We start from the raw sequence: 16,481 nt of genomic DNA on the forward strand, positions 1-16,481 counted from the left end.
TAACTTGGCGGCGCGCGCTTGACCCGCGCGCGCCGGCAGGACCCCTATGGCCAAAATCCGCGCCCTTGCCAGCCTGATCGCCGCCCTGACCGGCGTTGCCGCCGCGACCCCCGTCGCGACGCAAGGGCAGACGCGCGTCACCAACACCGCGACATTGCACTGGCAGGCCCCCACCGGCCCGGTCAGCGTCGATTCCAATACCGTAGTCTTCGACGTCGAAGCGCGCGGCAAGCGCCCGACCCGGTTGAGCTTCCGATTGCTCCCGATCGGCTACAGTCTGCAGGGCATGAGCTGCCAGACCGCACCCTCCCTGCTATTCACCCCCGCCCCGGTCGACGCTGCCGATCTGGCCCGCGCGCCGCTGGCCGAATCCATCGACACCCATGTCCCGTTGATCCTGGTGCTCGACAATCCGGGCGGCAACCATGATCCGCTCGTGCGCGAAACCGCCTGGATCAACGTCCATACCCAATATCAGACCAGCACCATCGCCCTGATGGAAACCGGTCCTGATACCGGCGTCTTCGCCGGTGGCGTGCCCAAGGGCAATGACGGCGCCGCATCCCCCTGCGATCCTACGCTGGATCGCGGCGCGCAGTTGACGCTCAGCTTTACCGAAGACGCATACAGCTACGGTTCCACCAGTTCGATCTTGATCGACCCCACCGGCTATGTGTTCGATTCCGAAACCGGCGCGCTGGTCGATGGCGCCACGGTGACGCTGTTGGGCGAAGACGGCCAGCCCGCGACGGTGTTTGGCGATGACGGCGTCAGCGCTTACCCCTCGACCGTCGTCAGCGGCGCTAGCGCGACCGACGCCAGCGGCCGACTCTATGATTTTCCGCAGGGCAATTACCGTTTCCCGCTCACCGCACCGGGCCGTTACCATCTGCAAGTCACGCCGCCGGCCCATTATATCGCGCCCTCGACCCGCACCCGCGCCGATCTGGCGGCGCTGCGCGACCCTATGGGCCAGGCTTTCATGCTGAACGAAGCGTCGTTCGGCGGCGTCTTCGCCCTGACCGATCCCGAGCCCTTCATCGCCGACATCCCACTCGACCGCATCGGCGAAACCCGTCTGCTGCTGACCAAGACCGCGTCGGTCCGCGAAGCCTCGCCCGGCGATTTCATCCAATATCTGGTTCGCGTCGATAACCGATCGGATAGCGACGCCAGCGGCATCCACCTGACCGACATCCTGCCGCCCGGCCTGCGCTACGAGCGCGGTTCGGCGCGCGGCGCGGAAGAACCTGTCGTGGCGACCGACGGCCGCACGCTGGACTTTACCATTGCGACCCTGCCCGCCGGCAAGACGATCGAGGTCCGCTACATCGTGTCCGTCGCCCCCGGCGCACCGCGCGGCGAGGCGCTCAATCGCGTGCTCGCCTCCGGTTCCGCCGGCGCGACCAGCAATGAAGCCGCCGCCTCCGTCCGCATCGGCGCTTTGCTCTTCACCGACGGCTTCACCGTCGTCGGCCGCGTGACAGAAGGCGACTGCAACGCCCCGGCCAAGGGGCGCAAGGGCGTCGCGGGCATCCGCCTGCTGATGGAAGATGGCAGCTTCGTCGTCACCGACAAGGACGGCCTGTATCATTTCGAAGCCGTGCGTAACGGCCGCCACATCGTCCAGCTCGATAGCGCCAGCCTGCCCGCCAGCCACGCGCCGCTGCTGTGCGACGCCGACACCCGCAACGGCGGCAGCGCGACCTCCCGCTTCGTAGAAAGCGCCGGCGGCCTGCTCCAGCGCGTCGATTTCCAGCTACGCCTGACCGGCATCGCGGCGGCCGCCACCGCCGACGCGCTGCCCGCCGCGCCCGACGCCGCCCAGGCCGCAGGCGACCGGGACTGGATCGCGGGACAGGAAGCGGGCGTTGCGCTGCTCTTTCCGACCCAGGGCTATAACCCCCGCTCGCCCTCCACCCGCGTCGTCGTCAAACATCATGCCGGGCAGAAGGTAGCGCTGCGCCTCAACGGCGCGCTGGTCGATGCGCTGTCCTATGACGCGACAGATACGGACGGTGACATCGCGGTCGCCAAATGGTCCGGCATCGGCCTTAATCCCGGCGACAATGCGCTGGAAGCCACCGTGATGAACGCGGACGGCAGCGTCGCCCAGACGCTCCAAAGCAGCGTCCATTATGCCGGCGCCGCCGCCAACGCGACCGTCGCGCCGGACGCCAGCAAGCTCGCCGCCGACGGCCTCACCAACCCCGTCCTCGCCTTCCGCCTGACCGACCGCAGCGGCCGCCCGGTGCGCGACGGCACGACGGTCCCAGTCACAGTCGATCAGCCCTATGCCATCGCAGTCGACACCACTGTCCCGGCCAGCCGTCGCGCCAGCGGCACGGCCCTGGTGATCGGCGACGACGGCATCGCCTATCTCGCGCTGCAACCCACCACCCAGGCCGGCGCCTTGCGCGCGACTGTCACCCTGACCGACGACAAGCAGCAGCGCGCGATCGAACTGCGCGCCCGCCTGACCGCCGTAGCGCGCGACTGGACCGTGGTCGGCTTCGGGTCGGGCACGATCGGCTTCGACACACTGCGCAAGCGGTCGTCCGCCCTGCCCGCCACCAGCCGCAACAGCCTGGTGACCGACGGGCAGTTGGCGCTCTATGCCAAGGGTCGGATCAAGGGTAGCTGGCTGATGACGATCGCTTATGACAGCGACCGCAAATATGATCGCTCGCGCGGCCTGCTGGGTCAGATCGACCCGGATCGCTATTATACCGTCTATGGCGACGCCACCCGCCAGGGCCATGATGCGGCGACCGCGCGTAAACTTTATCTGCGGCTGGAGCGCAAGGATTTCAGCGCTCTCTTTGGCGATTTCGAAACCGGCATGACCCAGACCCAGCTGACCCGTTACAGCCGGACCCTGAACGGCATGAAGGCGGACTATGCCGACGATCGGCTGAGCTTCAGCGCCTTCGCCGCCAACAGCGACGACCTGCATGCCCGCGACGAACTGCAGGGCAATGGCCTGACCGGCCCCTATCGCCTGTCGGGTCGCGACATCGTCCCCAACAGCGACAAGCTGAGCATCGAAGTCCGCGACCGGCTGCGCCCCGACCGCATCCTGTCCTCGACCCCTCTCACCCGCCACATCGACTATGACATCGACGCGACCATCGGCACCATCCGCTTCCGCGAGCCGGTGCTGGGCCGCGACGCCGCCAACAATCCGGTCTTCATCGTCATCGACTATGAAACCTATGGCAAAGGCAAGAAGCTGACCGCGGGCGGCCGCGCCGCGATGAAGTTCGCCAAAGGCAAGGCCGAAGTCGGCGTGTCGGCGATCAAGGACAACAGCCGGGGCGACGGCTTGCTGCTGGGCGCGGATGTCCGGGCGCAGATCAGCGACACGACGCAGCTCCGCGCCGAAATGGCGGCCGGCGGCCGCGAAGGCCTCTCCGACGGCCGTGCCTGGCTCGCCGAAGTCGAACATCACAGCAAAAAGGCGGACGTGCTGGCCTATGCGCGGCAGCAGGACGACGCCTTCGGCCTCGGCCAGCAAAATCTGGTGGAAGCCGGCACGCGCCGCATCGGCTTCGACAGCCGGGTGCAACTCGCCGACAAATGGGCCGTCACCGCCTCCTCCTGGTATCAGGACCAGCTTGTCGGCGCGGGTAGCCGCTTCGCGGGCGAATCCCGGGTCGAATATCGTCGCGACCACGGCACGCTCTTCGCCGGCGCACAGTTCGCGCTCGATCGCGGCATCGATGGCAAGGATCGCGATTCCCGCCTGCTGACGCTGGGCGGCACCCAGATATTGATGGGCGGCAAGCTCACCGTGACCGGCCAGACCCAGTTCGCGCCGGGCGGCGACCGCGACAGCGTCGACTTCCCCGCCCGTCACCAGCTGATCGCCGCCTGGCGGGTCAAGCCTGGCATCCGCCTGATCGGCGGCTATGAGGTCGCGCAGGGCCAGGATTTCACCACCCATACCGCCCAGATCGGCTTCGACGTTCAACCCTGGACCGGGGCGAAGGTCACGACCGCGATCAACAACCAGACCTCGGGCGAAAATGGCGCGCGCGTCTATGCCAATTACGGCCTGGTCCAGTCGCTGCCGATCAGCGAACGCTGGACCATCGATGCGACCTTCGACGCCAGCACTACGGTCAGCGGAACCATCCCGGCCGGCGGCGTCGTGCAGCCGTTCCAGACCAGCGGATCAGGCAGCGTCGGCGGCGGTGCGCTGGGCAGCCTCTATGGCAATGACGGCGATTATGCCGCGGTGACGCTAGGCGCCAATTACCGCGCCGATCTCTGGTCCTGGAACGGCCGGGTTGAATATCGCAAGTCCGACCAGAATAAGCGCTTCAACCTCACCAGCAACGTCGTGCGTGCGCTGGGCGAGGGCACGACGCTGGCCGGCACCGTCCGCTATTCCACGCTGGGGCAGGTCAGCGGCGCGCAGGCGAAGAGCCTGGCCACCTCGATCGCACTTGCCTGGCGACCGCTCGACAGCCGCTGGTCACTGCTGGAGCGCTTGGAACTCCGCAAGGAAAGCGCCGATGCGGGCGTGGGCGGCGGCAATGTGCTGGGCGTACCCGCGGGCAGCGGCGTGGGCCAGCGCACAACGCGCCTCGTCAACAACCTCGCCATCAACTATCGCACCGGTGAGGAAGGCGCGCGGCATAATGTCGAGGCGACCGTCTATTATGGCGCCAAATGGGTCAATGGCAGCTACGGCGCAGACGATTATACCGGCTATATCGACGTTACCGGCGTCGACCTGCGGATGGACCTGGGCAAGCGTTTCGACATCGGCGTGCAGGCATCGGTGCAGCACGCGTGGAGCCGCGGCGCGGTGGCGTTCAGTGGCGGGCCGTCGGCAGGCGTCTCCCCTGCGGCCAATGTCTGGATCAGCGCGGGCTATAACATCGCCGGTTATCGCGACCGCGATTTCGAGGATGATCGCTATACCCGTCGCGGTCCCTATGTGACGATGCGGATGAAGTTCGATCGCAACGCTATCGCCGACTTGCTCGGGAAGGGCCGCTGATGCGCCGGTTCGCCTTCCTGCTGCTCGCCGGGCTGTCCACGCCTGCTCTGGCCGATCCGATCTCGGCAACCAAGTCGGTGAGCATCATATCCGATCCTATGGGTAACCTCATCCCACGCGCCATTCCCGGCGCTGTGGTCGATTACAGCGCGACCCTCGCCAATCCGCTCACAAACCTGGGCAAAGCGGTGCGCGGCATCGCGTTCGAGGATCAACTGCCCGCCAATGTCATCCTGCGCGTCAGCGATCTCGGCGCAACCGGCAGCGGCCCGCTGGTCTTCACCAACGGCGCGATCGTGCTGGGTATCGGCGACAGCGGCCTGACTTACAGCTTCGCCGGCCTTGGTAGCACGACCGACGGCATCGAATTCAGCAATGGGGCAAACTGGACCTACACGCCCGTCCCGGACGCCAATGGCTATGACGCCAATGTCCGCGCCATCCGCGTTAAGCCCGTCACTACATTCAAGGCCGGTGGATCGTTCACCGTCCGTTTCCGCGTCAAACTGCGTTAAAAAGGGGGAAATCGAGACATGTCACCTGGAATGGAACCAGCGGCGATGCTGCCAATCGCCGCTGTCCCGATTGCCATCGCATCCATCGCTGCGTCATCGACGATCCCGATCGAGCGGCGGCGCGGCGAACGGGCGGCAACGGTTTTCACGATCGGCAAGATATCCTTCGACGGCCGCAGCCTGCCCTGCATGGTGCGCGACCTGTCGGAAGGGGGGATGCGCATCCAATTGCCTGCCCCGCCGCCGCCGGGCGCGCGCGTCCTGATCGAAATGCGCGGCCTCGACCCGCGCCTCGCCCGCGTCCGTTGGGCGGTGGGACATGAAGCCGGCCTCAGTTTCGACCTGCGCTGCTGCCCGGCGGATATTTTCGCGGCGCGCACCAGCCGGTCGGGCCGGATCGCACGCCAGCCGCGCTTCCCGTTGCGCCGCGCCGTGCCGCTGCTGATCGACAACAGACCGATCCCCGCCATGATCGAGAATATTTCAGTCGGCGGTGCCCGACTCACCCTGTCCGAACCCCTGGAGGACGGTCGGCAGGGGGTGCTCGGCCTGACGCTCGGCGACCGCGATGGCGTGGCTGGCACCATCTGCTGGGCGCGCGACGACAGCTGCGGCTTTCGTTTTGTGCAGCCGATCAGCAGTGTCACACTGGCCGTGACGCTGGATAGCGTCGGCCTAAGCTAAGCCAGCCAGCGGTTGATCGCGACCAGCGCGGTCCGGCTGTCACGCAGCGCCGCCGCCCGATCGCCCGTCCCCTGATCCACCGCCTGCCAGCTGGCGCTTGCGGCGGCAAAGCCCAATGTCCCCGCCAGCCCCGCCATTTTGTGGGCGTCGGCTTGGTCGGCACGGGCGATCGCCTGCTGCAACGCCACGCGCAGCCCTTGGACCAGCGGCATCAACGCCTCGCGTCCGAACATGGCCTCCATGCGCACAAGGCGCTCACCATCAGGCGGCAGCCAGAGCCTGAACTGCGCGACCATTTGCTCGACCGGCTCATCGGGATCGACCCGCAGATCCGCCGGATGTGCCCGATCCTCTGCCCCATCGCCCACAATCGCCACGATCGGATCCCGACGCACCGTCGGTAAGGGCGTCCCCGCTTTCAGCACCAGCAGGGACGCTTCCGCCAAGGCTTTTGCATCGTCGGGCTGAACTTCCCGCAAGTCCCATCCGGCGCTTTGCAATGCCCTGCCGATATCAGGATAAGTTAACGCTGTAGAAACAAAGATGACAGCCGATGTAGTTTGTGATTGCGACATGAATGAATTATAACACGTTAGCGCTAACCAAGATTAGCCCATTCTTTATAGGATGGACAATGATAAGGCAGGTGGATGGCGGAGACTGTGCCGGGCGGCCGCGTATTGATCGCGGATGATCATCCTTTGATCCGGGAGGGTCTGGCGCTTGCCGCCCGCGCGGCGATGCCTGGCGTCACCGTCGATACAGCCGGCACGATCGGCGATGCTGTTGCAGCCTTGAAGCGCCACGCCAAATATCGGTTGATCCTGCTTGATTTCGTGCTGCCCGACGCGCGCGGCTTTTCCGGCTTTCTGCAATTGCAGCATGAAGCCGGCCGGATACCGATCGCCATGATCTCTGCCAATGAAAACCCCACTCTGGTGGAAAGCGCCCGCGCCTTGGGCGCTGCGGGTTTCCTGCACAAAACCAGGCCGTTTGACGATCTGGCGCGGGATATAAAGAAGCTGGCGGAAGGACAGACCAGTTTTCCGGCCGTGGACGCCGGGGTGGCCCCGTCCGCATTGCGCGACCGGATCGCCAGCCTGTCCGGGGCACAGTTGCGCGTGCTGATCGCGCTGTCCGACGGGCGGCTTAACAAACAGATCGCCGCCGACTTGGCCGTGTCGGAAGCCACGGTAAAGGCGCATATGACGGCGATCTTCCGCAAGCTCGACGTCGGAAACCGCGCCCAGGCGCTGCTTGCGGTGCAACCCCTGCTGGGCATCGTCACGGCTGATCGCTCCACATGAACGGCGTCGCGCCCCGGCCGCCCAGCGCATCGCCCTTCGTACTGGCTGCGCTGGTCGTTCCGCTGGTGCTGGCGGCGCTCCTTTTCTGGTTGGGGGGCGAATATGGCCGCTGGAACGGCCTGCGCGAGGATGCCGACCAATCCTTTGCGCGGCGCGTCCTGTTGATCGACATATTGTCGAACATGCGCGCCGCTGAATCCAGCCAGCGCGGTTATGTCATTACCAACGACCCGGAGTTTCGCGCCCGATACACCGAATGGCACGCCCAAATCCAGCGCCGCTTCGCCAGCGCGGACGCGCTCTACCGCGACGAACCATCGCACCGCACCGGCTTCGACAATCTGCGCCGCCTCGCCGACGCCAAGATCGCCGAAATGGACGAAGTCCTGCGCCTTTATGCCAGCGAAGGTCCCCAAGCCGCACGCCAGCGGGTCGCCGATGGCGAGGGTAAGCGGCTGATGAGCCGCCTACAATTCCAACTCGACCGCGTGATCCGGGCCGAGCAGCGGATCGGCGAGGCGCGTGTCGTCGCCTATCGCAACCGCACCGAAACGCTGCAGCGGGTGATGTGGATTCTCGTTGCGGTCAGCAGCCTGTCGCTGGCGATCGCGCTGCTGGGACTATGGCGCCAGCGGGTGTCGCAATATCATGTCGAATTGCGCGGGTTCGAAGCGGCGCGACGTAACGAAACCATCCTCGACAGCACGATCGACCCGATCATCATCGTCAACCCCAGCGGGAGCATCGAAACCATCAACCAGGCGGCGAGCCGGATGCTGGGCTATGAGGGCACCAGCCTCGCCCGCCGCGATTTCGACCTCATTTCCGACATAGCGCCCGGCATTGGCAGCTTCCTCGACCGCATCGGTCTGGTCGATGGCCAACTGCGCACGCCCTATTGGACCGACCGACAGGTCCGGCATCAGAATGGCCGGATGCTGCCGGTCGATATCGCGCTGGGCGTCATGCCTCTTCCAGATGGTGACCATATCGTCGTCTCGCTGCGCGATATCGTCGAACGCAAGCGCGTAGAAAGGCTCAAGGATGACCTGATCTCCACCGTCAGCCATGAATTGCGCACGCCGCTGACGTCGATCGTCGGCGCGCTGGGCCTGTTGCGGCTGGATGCCGGCAATCGGCTCGACCCGGAATCGGCAGGTCTCGTCACCATCGCTGAAAATAATGCGCAGCGGCTGATCCGGCTGATCAACGACATGCTCGACATCGACCGCATCGATTCGGGCAAGCTGCGCATGACGCTGACGCCGATCGACCTTCACCATGTCGTGCTGCGCGCCTGCGACGACAATGGCGGCCTGGTCCGATCCGCCGGCGCCGTGCTGGACCGCGCCGTGGCGGACGAAACGCTGATGGTCCAGGGCGACGAGGAACGGTTGCTGCAGGTCATCACCAATCTGTTGTCCAACGCCGCCAAAATATCGTCTGAAGGGAGCCGCATCGCCGTCGGCCTCATGCGCAGCGAGGATGGCTGTCGCGCCATCGTCTATGTCGATGATGAGGGCGCGGGCATCCCGGATGAATTTCGCGGGCGCATCTTCGGCCGGTTCGAGCGCGCAGCCAGCGATGAAGCGGCGCCGGGCACGGGGCTGGGGCTGGCTATCGCCCGCGAAATCGTGACTCAGCATGGCGGCGAATTATGGTTCGAGGATCGGCCCGGCAGCGGCACTCGCTTCGCCTTCACGCTGCCGGTCATGCTGCCCGTCACGCTGCCCCGCACCGATCCGGGCGACCGATCGAAAGGGCCTCGCATCCTGATTTGCGAGGGCAATCCAGCCGTCGCTCGCCTGCTGCAATCGCAACTGACCGACGAAGGCTATGCCAGCCACGTCGTCGCCAACGCGGTCGCCGCCCGCGCAGCGATTGCGACCCATGGCTATAATCTGCTGCTGCTCGACATGGCGCTGGACGACGCAGATGCGTTCCATTTCGCCCGCGAAGTCCGACGGCTCGAAAGCCCCGAAAAACTCTCGATCCTGATGGTGTCGGCGCATGGTGGCGATGCAGCGACGCCGCTGTCGCTCGATCTGATCGACTGGATCGACAAGCCGATCGATCCGGGCCGGCTAAAGGCTGCTATCGCCGCATCCTTCCGCCATTCGGGCATCGAACAGCCGACCGTGCTGCATCTCGACGACGATCAGGACACGCTTGAAATCACCGCCGCCGCGCTCAAGGGCATCGCCTATATGCTCAAGGCCACGACCCTGGCCGACGCGCGCGCGCTGCTGCGGGTGGAAACGCCGCATCTGGCGATCCTGGACGTGCATCTGGAGGAAGGATTGGGCCTCGACCTGTTGCCCGATCTGGTGGACGAAAGGGGCGTCGCCATCCCGACCATCATCTATTCGGCGCATGACATCGACGTGGAGATTGCGGGCCAGATCGACGCCGTGCTGGTCAAGTCCCGCACCTCACTGCCTGATCTCAAGGCGACGGTGCGCCGGGTCGTTGCGACCCGCCACGCCAATGGAGAGGGATAGTGAGCGAGGCCGATCGACTGCGCATCCTCTATGTCGATGATGACAAGGATATTCGCCACATCGTCAAATTGTCGCTGGCGCTCGATCCCGCGATCGAACTGCGGCTGTGCGCCGATGGCGCGCAAGCGCTGGAGGCCGCCGCCACCGACCATTGGCGACCCGACCTTGTCATGCTCGATGTCATGATGCCCCGCATGGACGGTCCCACGCTGATGATCGCACTGCGCGGGATGCCAGGCTTTGCGAAAACGCCCTTTGTCTTCGTCACCGCCCGCGCCCGCGAAGCCGACGTGCAAAGCTATTATGCGGCCGGGGCCAGGGGCGTGATCCTCAAACCCTTCAACCCGCTGACCTTGGCCGACAGCGTGCGAACACTGGTCGGCTGAACCACTACCCTGTCAGGCGTCGACCAGATGCCGGGCGCGCATCAGGGCGCTGGCGTCCGGCGCGCGGCCCAGAAACGCCCTGAACGAGTCCATCGGATCTCGACTGTCGCCTGCCGCCAATATCTCATCGCGGAACCGGGTGGCGAGGGTGGAATCGAAAATGTCGCCCGCCGCCACAAACGCCTCGAACGCGTCGGCGTCCAGCGCCTCCGACCAGGCATAACTATAATAGGCGCTGGCATAGCCACCATCGAAGATATGGGTAAAATAGGGGAAGCGATGCCGCAGCCCGATTTCCGGCGGCATCCCCAGCCGCTCCAGTTCCGCCGCGACGAAGGCGCGCGGATCGGCCGATGCGTCGCTCGATCGATGCATGGCCAGATCGACCAGCGCGCAGCTTATCAGTTCCACCGTCGCAAAACCCTGGCCATAGGATTCGGCCTTGCGGATCGCGTCGATCAGCGCGTCGGGCACGCCAAAGCCCGACAAGACGTCACGGCTCACGATCCAGTTTTCCATAAATTTGCTGGGAAACTCCACAAAGTCCCGCGCTACCGCCGTGCCCGACTGGCTGGGATAGGTAACGCGCGAGAGCAGACCGTGCAGCGCATGGCCGAACTCATGGAACAGGGTGCGCGCCTCGTCGATCGACAGCCGTGTCGCGGCGGTATCGGGCGGCGGCGCGGCGGCGAAATTGGCGACCAGATAGACGACCGGGCGCACGTCGCCGTCCATTGCTTCCTGCACGCACAGGCTGCCCATCCAGGCGCCGCCATGTTTTCCCAGCCGCGCCAGATAGTCGGTGAACAATAGGCCGACCGGCGCGCCCGCCGCATCGCCCACTTCCCAGGCCGATACGTCGGGATGATAGCCCGCTATGTCGGCCCGGCGCGTGAACGTCAGGCCATAAAGGCGCGCGGCCGTGCCGAAAGCCGCCTGCCGCACTGCGTCCAGCCGCAAATGGTCCGCCACCGCCCCGCCGTCCAAGGCATAGCGGTCGCGCCGCACCCGTTCCGCATAATAGCGCCAGTCCCAGGGCGCGAGCGCAAAGCCGCCGCCCTCCGCATCAATCAGCGCTTGCAGTTCGGCCGCTTCCTCGGCGGCGCGCCGCTTGCCTGGTTCCCACAGCTGGGCGAGCAGGTCGGCGGCGGCGGCCGGATCATGCGCCATACTGTCTTCCAGCGCATAATGAGCGTGGTCGGCATAGCCCAGCAGCGCCGCTCGCTCCTGCCGCAGCGCCAGCGTCTCCGCGATCACCGGCCAATTGTCATGCGCCCCGCCATCGCAGCGATCGGTAAAGGCGCGCCACAGCGCCTCACGCAGGTCGCGCCGCGCTGAAAAGGTAAGGAAACTCTCATAATCGGTGCGGTCGAGCGTCACATGATAGCGCCCCGCCTGCCCCTTCGCCGCCGCGCGCCCGGCCGCCACATCGCACAGGCCCGACGGCAGCCCGGCCAGATCGTCCGGGCCAATGTCCAGCACCCAGTCCCCCGTCGCCGCCAGCACATTATGGCCGAACTGCACCGCCAGCGCCGAGAGCCGCGTGTCAATCGCGGCGAACCGTTCTTTCTGCGCGGGCGCAAGTTCCGCCCCGCCCCGCCGGAAGCCGGCATGGCTGCTTTCCACCAAACGTATCTGTTCCGCCGTCAGTCCCATGTCATGGCGGCCCGCATGGACCGCCGCGACCTTCGCCGCGATCGCGGCGTCATGGCTGATCGCGGTCCCATGGGCGCTCAGCATGGCCGACACCTGCCCCTCGATGGCGCGGATGCCGGGCGTTCCTTGCGCCGACGATAATGTCCAGAACAGCCGGCGCACCCGCGCCAGCGGCGCACCCGACCGCTCCAGCGCGGCGATCACCGTGTCAAAGGTCGCAGGCGCGCTTCCTTGCGCAATCGCGGCGATTTCGTCCCGATGCCAGGCCATCGCCGTCTCGAACGCAGGCAGGAAATCGTCTTCCCGCACCTGGTCAAAGGGCGGCGCGCCCAGCGGTCCGTCCCAGGGTTGCAGCAAGGCGTTGGCATGGGCGTCAGTCAATCGATTGGACCTCGTCAGTATGGACTTCGAACCGCACCAGATTCGCCGGACCAAAGGCGGTGGTCAAGGCGACATCGGTCGCGTCGCGCCCGCGCGCCATTAAAATCCGGCCGATGCGCGGCATGTTGTGACGGGCGTCATGGGTGTACCATTCGCCGTCGATATAGACATCAAACCAGGCGCTGAAATCCATCGGCGCATCGACCGGCGGGATGCCGATATCGCCCAGATAGCCGGTGCAATAGCGCGCGGGGATATTCATGCAACGGCACAGCGTGACGGCGAGATGAGCGAAGTCGCGGCACACCCCCTGCCGTTCCTGATAGGCGTTCCAGGCGGTCTTGTCCGCCCGCGCATGATGATAGCCGAACTCGATATGGTTGTGCACGAAATCGACGATCGCATCGACCCGCGCCCGCGCCGATGTGTAATGCGCGAAATTGCCCCACGCGACCGCCATCAGCCGGTCGGTCTCGCAATAGCGGCTGCCCAGCAGGAACGGCATGACCGCGTCGGGCAGATCCTCGACCGCCATTTGCGGCCCGTCGGGCGCGCGCGCATCGGGCAATCCGCTGTCCTCGATCACGAAGTCGCAGGACAAGGTGACCCCGCCCGCCGGTATGGCCAGGCGAGTGGCGACATTCCCGAACCCATCCTCGAAATGATAGAGCGGGATATCGGGGTCGGCCATCAGTCGCTGCGGCGTGCGCAGATCCTGATGGCGCGAGGGATGAAGGCTCAGCATCGCCATCATCGCCGTCTTCGTTCCGGTCTCGAACCTTATATCATATCCGCAGCGAATCAGCATCTTGAGGTCACTTTCCTGAAGCGCCGATGGCTCGGCTGTTGATGGCCCCATGGTCTGACGGGGGGAATTTGCGGGGATCGGCGCGCCGCACATCGACGGTTACGTCCATCCCCAGGAAGCTGGCGGGCAGGCCGAAATAGGTACCCGACAAAGGCAGCGCCTGATAAGGGTCGCGCGCGCTGGCCACGCGGATCAAGCCACGATTGCCGATGATCCCATTGGTGGGATCGAACTCGACCCAGCCCGATCCCGGCAGGAAAATGCGCACCCAGGCATGGGTGTTGCCGCCGCCCACCACATCCTCCGTGCGTGACGGGTTATAGACATAGCCTGAAACGAAGCGCGCGGCAAAACCCAGCGCCCGCACCGCCTCAATCATCAAAACGGCGAAGTCGCGGCAGGTACCCTGGCGCTTTTGCAACGTCTCGATCGGCGACTGGGTGCCCTTTTCGTGGCGCGGGACGTAGGTGAAATCCCGCTGGATGCCAGTCGCCATCCGGGTCAGCAGATCGACCGTGCCGGTATCGCCATGATTGCTGACGAAGGCGCGCGCCCAATTATCGACGATCCGTCCCGGATCATGATATTGCCGTTCGATCGATCGCAGCAGGTCGGGCATGTCCTCTGACGCATATGTGAAGGGGAACAGCCGGGCATAGGCCTCCACATCCACCAGTCTTTGCGCCAGCGGCGCATGTTCCAGCGTCGCCTCGCTCGTCACCACCAGATGCGAGGCGCGTCGCTTGAACGATGCGATCGCCACCGAATTGCCGAATACATCATGCAGCCAGCGCAACTCGCTGGGTTCCGGGTCGATGTCGAGCCGGGCGGACAGCAGGCGCTGGTCAAACGCCTCGCGCGGGCGCATCATGATGCGATGGTCACCGAGCGACACCGGCTGCTGATAGCGATAGCTGGTCACATGATGGATCGTCAGCAGCGGCATGGGAAGCAATCCTGATGGCCGGGCGCACGGCATATACATTATTAGGTGCGGACGATCCGGCGCCGGTCGGACTGTTTAACGCAGCAGGCTCCTCGCCGTTCCTGCTGATCGGCGACCATGCCGGATCGGCGGTGCCGACCGCGCTCGGCGACCTTGGTCTTTCCCCTGCTGATCGCGGCCGCCACATCGCGATCGACATCGGCGTCCATGGCCTTGGCCACGTCCTTGCCAGGCTGCTCGACGCGCCGTTCCTGCACCAATATTATTCGCGCCTCGTCATCGACTGCAACCGCGACCCCGCCCAGGCGGAGGCCATCCCCGTCATCTCCGACGGCAGCCGGATCGCCGGCAATGAAGGGCTGGACGCCGCCGCCCGCGCCGCGCGCATCAAGGCGATCCACGCGCCCTATCAGGCCGCGATCGCCGCCACCATAGCCGCGCGCCAAGCCGCGGGACGCGCAACCATCCTGCTGTCGCTGCACAGCTTCACTCCTGTCATGAACGGCATCGCTCGCCCCTGGGAGGTCGGCGTGCTGCACTGGCGCGGCCGCACCGATTTCGCGCGGGCCATGCTCGACGCGCTGCGCACCGACGCTGCGCTCACCGTCGGCGACAACCAGCCTTATCAGATGGACGCCACGGACCATACCGTCCCCCGCCACGCCTTCCCGCACAATCTTCCCTATGCCGAAATAGAGGTCCGCCAGGATCTGATCGGCGACGCCGACGGCCAGCATATCTGGGCGCAACGGCTGGCGCAGGCCGCGCAAAGCGCCGCTGCCTGCATTGGCCATGGATCAAATGTCGCCGTCCGGGAATTATAGCCTCGCACGGACCGGCACAGCCGACGGCATCACTCACCACATGATAGCAGCAAGAGGGAGCATAACAGCGATGCCCGACTCCAGGTCATGGCAACGGCCCGCCGACCGGCATGACCCGGCTGCAGCGCGCCTGTGAAAAATCCTTTCTCGACAGCGCTCAAGGCCACGCGCATGGCGCGCAGAGGCCGCCCCCTGTCCGCAGCCCTGCTGTGGCAGCGCGCGCTGATGCCCGCCATCCCCAAGCCACCGCGCGCGCCCAAGCGCAAAAACATCCCAAAAAAGGCTGACCCCGTCAAACGCCCCGCCCCTGGCAGCTTTGTCGAAGGCGACTATAATTGCGCGCAGGGATCGCTACACTACCGGCTCTATACGCCGGTCGGCTCCACCCGCCGCCGCCTGCCACTCATCGTCATGCTGCACGGATGCACCCAGTCGGCCGCCGACTTTGCGACCGGCACGGCGATGAACCGGATCGCCGACGAACTGGGCTTCCTGGTCCTCTATCCCGAACAATCGTCGCGCGCCAATCCCAACCGCTGCTGGAACTGGCACAGCCCGTCGCATCAAAAGCGCGGTCGGGGCGAAGCCGCTGTCATCGCCGGCATGACCCGCCACATCCTGGATTTGTGCAAGGGCCATGACGAACGCGTCTATATTGCGGGCATATCAGCCGGCGGGGCCGCCGCCGCAATCATCGCCGCCGCCTATCCGCAGCTTTACGTCGCGGTCGGCGTCCATTCGGGCGTGCCCATGGGCACAATCGGCTCCGTCGGCGAAGCGCTGGCAGCGATGCGCGGGCAGGCCACCCCGACCGTCGGCAAGACGACCCCGCCGCTGCCCATGATCCTCTTCCATGGCGACAGCGACCGGGTGGTCCATCCCTCCAACGCCAGCGGCTTCGTCAGCCATTTGCAGCGGTCGAGCACGCGCGCACTCAATGTCCAGTCACAGGAGGGCGTCGCGCCGGGCGGGCGGGCTTTCACCCGAACCTTCTACCGCTATGGCCGCGGGCCGGCGGTGCTGGAGGAATGGACCGTCCATGGCAGCGGCCATGCCTGGTCTGGCGGCAACGCGGGCGGCAGTCACACCGACCCCAAAGGCCCGGACGCTTCGCGCGCCATGGCGACCTTCTTCCTCGCGCGCCGTCGCGCCTGATAAGCGTCAGGTGCCTTCGCTGTCCTCATCGCGCCCATTCTCTTGAGCGACACCAGCACCCAGAAGGTCAGCACGATACAGGCGGTCGGCACCACCGCCACATCATCGCTGTGCGAAAAGCCGACGCCCGTGATCACGCCTTCCAGCACGCGGGGGACGGCGGCGGAGTCGTACGCCATCATTGTCTCCACCGCCTGCACCAAGCCGCAGCTTGCCACCGCGACCAGCGGAAAGGTTGAGATGCTCCGCTGCGTTCGGCCTGATCCCGGTTCCAGCGGATCGGCACGCCCTGTGCATCAGTGATCAA

At 65.7% G+C, this 16,481-nt stretch carries 13 protein-coding genes; 8 read left to right on the forward strand and 5 right to left on the reverse strand.

Features of this window, described 5'->3' with window-relative positions; all coding sequences use genetic code 11:
• The first annotated feature begins 46 nt into the window (after positions 1-46).
• The 3 genes from CEQ44_RS19985 to CEQ44_RS19995 are packed head-to-tail and all read left to right on the forward strand — an operon-like array spanning position 47 to position 6,210.
• Complete coding sequence (locus tag CEQ44_RS19985) at positions 47-5,011, forward strand: DUF11 domain-containing protein (RefSeq protein WP_088182247.1); 4,965 nt, start codon at positions 47-49, stop codon at positions 5,009-5,011.
• Positions 5,011-5,526, forward strand: a complete 516-nt coding sequence (locus CEQ44_RS19990) for a hypothetical protein (protein ID WP_088182248.1) — start codon at positions 5,011-5,013, stop codon at positions 5,524-5,526. Before CEQ44_RS19985 ends, CEQ44_RS19990 begins: the two co-directional genes overlap by 1 nt.
• An 18-nt stretch (positions 5,527-5,544) precedes the next feature.
• Entirely contained in the window at positions 5,545-6,210 is a 666-nt protein-coding gene (locus tag CEQ44_RS19995; protein WP_088182249.1) for a PilZ domain-containing protein, read from the forward strand.
• Here CEQ44_RS19995 and CEQ44_RS20000 read toward each other — a convergent pair.
• Positions 6,207-6,689 carry a hypothetical protein gene (locus tag CEQ44_RS20000; protein WP_088182250.1) on the reverse strand — a complete coding sequence of 161 codons (483 nt, stop codon included), beginning with the start codon at positions 6,687-6,689 and terminating at the stop codon, positions 6,207-6,209. The genes CEQ44_RS19995 and CEQ44_RS20000 overlap by 4 nt on opposite strands.
• Before the next feature lie 171 nt (positions 6,690-6,860).
• On the opposite strand from CEQ44_RS20000, the gene CEQ44_RS20005 reads away from it, so the two are divergent.
• From CEQ44_RS20005 to CEQ44_RS20015, 3 genes are read left to right on the forward strand one after another with little or no spacing between them, the layout of a single operon-like run.
• Positions 6,861-7,517: a response regulator gene (locus CEQ44_RS20005; protein WP_254913774.1), complete on the forward strand. Its 657-nt coding sequence runs from the start codon at positions 6,861-6,863 to the stop codon at positions 7,515-7,517.
• Entirely contained in the window at positions 7,514-10,018 is a 2,505-nt protein-coding gene (locus CEQ44_RS20010) for an ATP-binding protein (RefSeq protein ID WP_088182251.1), read from the forward strand. Before CEQ44_RS20005 ends, CEQ44_RS20010 begins: the two co-directional genes overlap by 4 nt.
• The gene (locus tag CEQ44_RS20015) at positions 10,018-10,404 is read left to right on the forward strand and encodes a response regulator (RefSeq protein WP_217894983.1); all 387 of its coding nucleotides are present in this window, start codon (positions 10,018-10,020) and stop codon (positions 10,402-10,404) included. The genes CEQ44_RS20010 and CEQ44_RS20015 overlap by 1 nt, the downstream gene beginning before the upstream one ends.
• A 12-nt stretch (positions 10,405-10,416) precedes the next feature.
• On the opposite strand, the gene CEQ44_RS20020 is transcribed toward CEQ44_RS20015, so the two are convergent.
• The 3 genes from CEQ44_RS20020 to CEQ44_RS20030 are packed head-to-tail and all read right to left on the reverse strand — an operon-like array spanning position 10,417 to position 14,195.
• Positions 10,417-12,441 (reverse strand): M3 family metallopeptidase, encoded by a 2,025-nt coding sequence (locus CEQ44_RS20020; protein ID WP_088182252.1) that lies wholly within the window; start codon positions 12,439-12,441, stop codon positions 10,417-10,419.
• Positions 12,434-13,249, reverse strand: a complete 816-nt coding sequence (locus CEQ44_RS20025; RefSeq protein ID WP_088182253.1) for a transglutaminase family protein — start codon at positions 13,247-13,249, stop codon at positions 12,434-12,436. The genes CEQ44_RS20020 and CEQ44_RS20025 overlap by 8 nt, the downstream gene beginning before the upstream one ends.
• A gap of 7 nt (positions 13,250-13,256) precedes the next feature.
• On the reverse strand, positions 13,257-14,195 hold the full coding sequence (locus tag CEQ44_RS20030; protein ID WP_088182254.1) for a transglutaminase family protein: 939 nt from the start codon (positions 14,193-14,195) through the stop codon (positions 13,257-13,259).
• Positions 14,196-14,209: 14 nt separating this feature from the next.
• Between CEQ44_RS20030 and CEQ44_RS20035 the strand changes: the two genes are divergently transcribed.
• Positions 14,210-15,019 carry an N-formylglutamate amidohydrolase gene (locus CEQ44_RS20035; protein ID WP_088182255.1) on the forward strand — a complete coding sequence of 270 codons (810 nt, stop codon included), beginning with the start codon at positions 14,210-14,212 and terminating at the stop codon, positions 15,017-15,019.
• 171 nt (positions 15,020-15,190) lie between these two features.
• The gene (locus tag CEQ44_RS20040; protein WP_088182400.1) at positions 15,191-16,174 is read left to right on the forward strand and encodes a PHB depolymerase family esterase; all 984 of its coding nucleotides are present in this window, start codon (positions 15,191-15,193) and stop codon (positions 16,172-16,174) included.
• On the opposite strand, the gene CEQ44_RS24135 is transcribed toward CEQ44_RS20040, so the two are convergent.
• Positions 16,102-16,353 carry a hypothetical protein gene (locus CEQ44_RS24135; RefSeq protein ID WP_144036363.1) on the reverse strand — a complete coding sequence of 84 codons (252 nt, stop codon included), beginning with the start codon at positions 16,351-16,353 and terminating at the stop codon, positions 16,102-16,104. The genes CEQ44_RS20040 and CEQ44_RS24135 overlap by 73 nt on opposite strands.
• Positions 16,354-16,481 lie beyond the last annotated feature (128 nt).

The sequence above is a fragment of the Sphingobium sp. Z007 genome (genome assembly GCF_900013425.1).
Taxonomy (GTDB): Bacteria; Pseudomonadota; Alphaproteobacteria; order Sphingomonadales; family Sphingomonadaceae; genus Sphingobium.

Bases quoted from the DNA above. Each gene is read 5' to 3' on its own strand.
- CEQ44_RS19985 (WP_088182247.1), top strand. From the start codon at position 47: ATGGCCAAAATCCGCGCCCTTGCCAGCCTGATCGCCGCCCTGACCGGC.
- CEQ44_RS19990 (WP_088182248.1), top strand. From the start codon at position 5,011: ATGCGCCGGTTCGCCTTCCTGCTGCTCGCCGGGCTGTCCACGCCTGCT.
- CEQ44_RS19995 (WP_088182249.1), top strand. From the start codon at position 5,545: ATGTCACCTGGAATGGAACCAGCGGCGATGCTGCCAATCGCCGCTGTC.
- CEQ44_RS20005 (WP_254913774.1), top strand. From the start codon at position 6,861: ATGGCGGAGACTGTGCCGGGCGGCCGCGTATTGATCGCGGATGATCAT.
- CEQ44_RS20010 (WP_088182251.1), top strand. From the start codon at position 7,514: ATGAACGGCGTCGCGCCCCGGCCGCCCAGCGCATCGCCCTTCGTACTG.
- CEQ44_RS20025 (WP_088182253.1), bottom strand. From the start codon at position 13,249: ATGCTGATTCGCTGCGGATATGATATAAGGTTCGAGACCGGAACGAAG.
- CEQ44_RS20030 (WP_088182254.1), bottom strand. From the start codon at position 14,195: ATGCCGCTGCTGACGATCCATCATGTGACCAGCTATCGCTATCAGCAG.
- CEQ44_RS20035 (WP_088182255.1), top strand. From the start codon at position 14,210: ATGGCCGGGCGCACGGCATATACATTATTAGGTGCGGACGATCCGGCG.
- CEQ44_RS20040 (WP_088182400.1), top strand. From the start codon at position 15,191: ATGGCGCGCAGAGGCCGCCCCCTGTCCGCAGCCCTGCTGTGGCAGCGC.
- CEQ44_RS24135 (WP_144036363.1), bottom strand. From the start codon at position 16,353: ATGGCGTACGACTCCGCCGCCGTCCCCCGCGTGCTGGAAGGCGTGATC.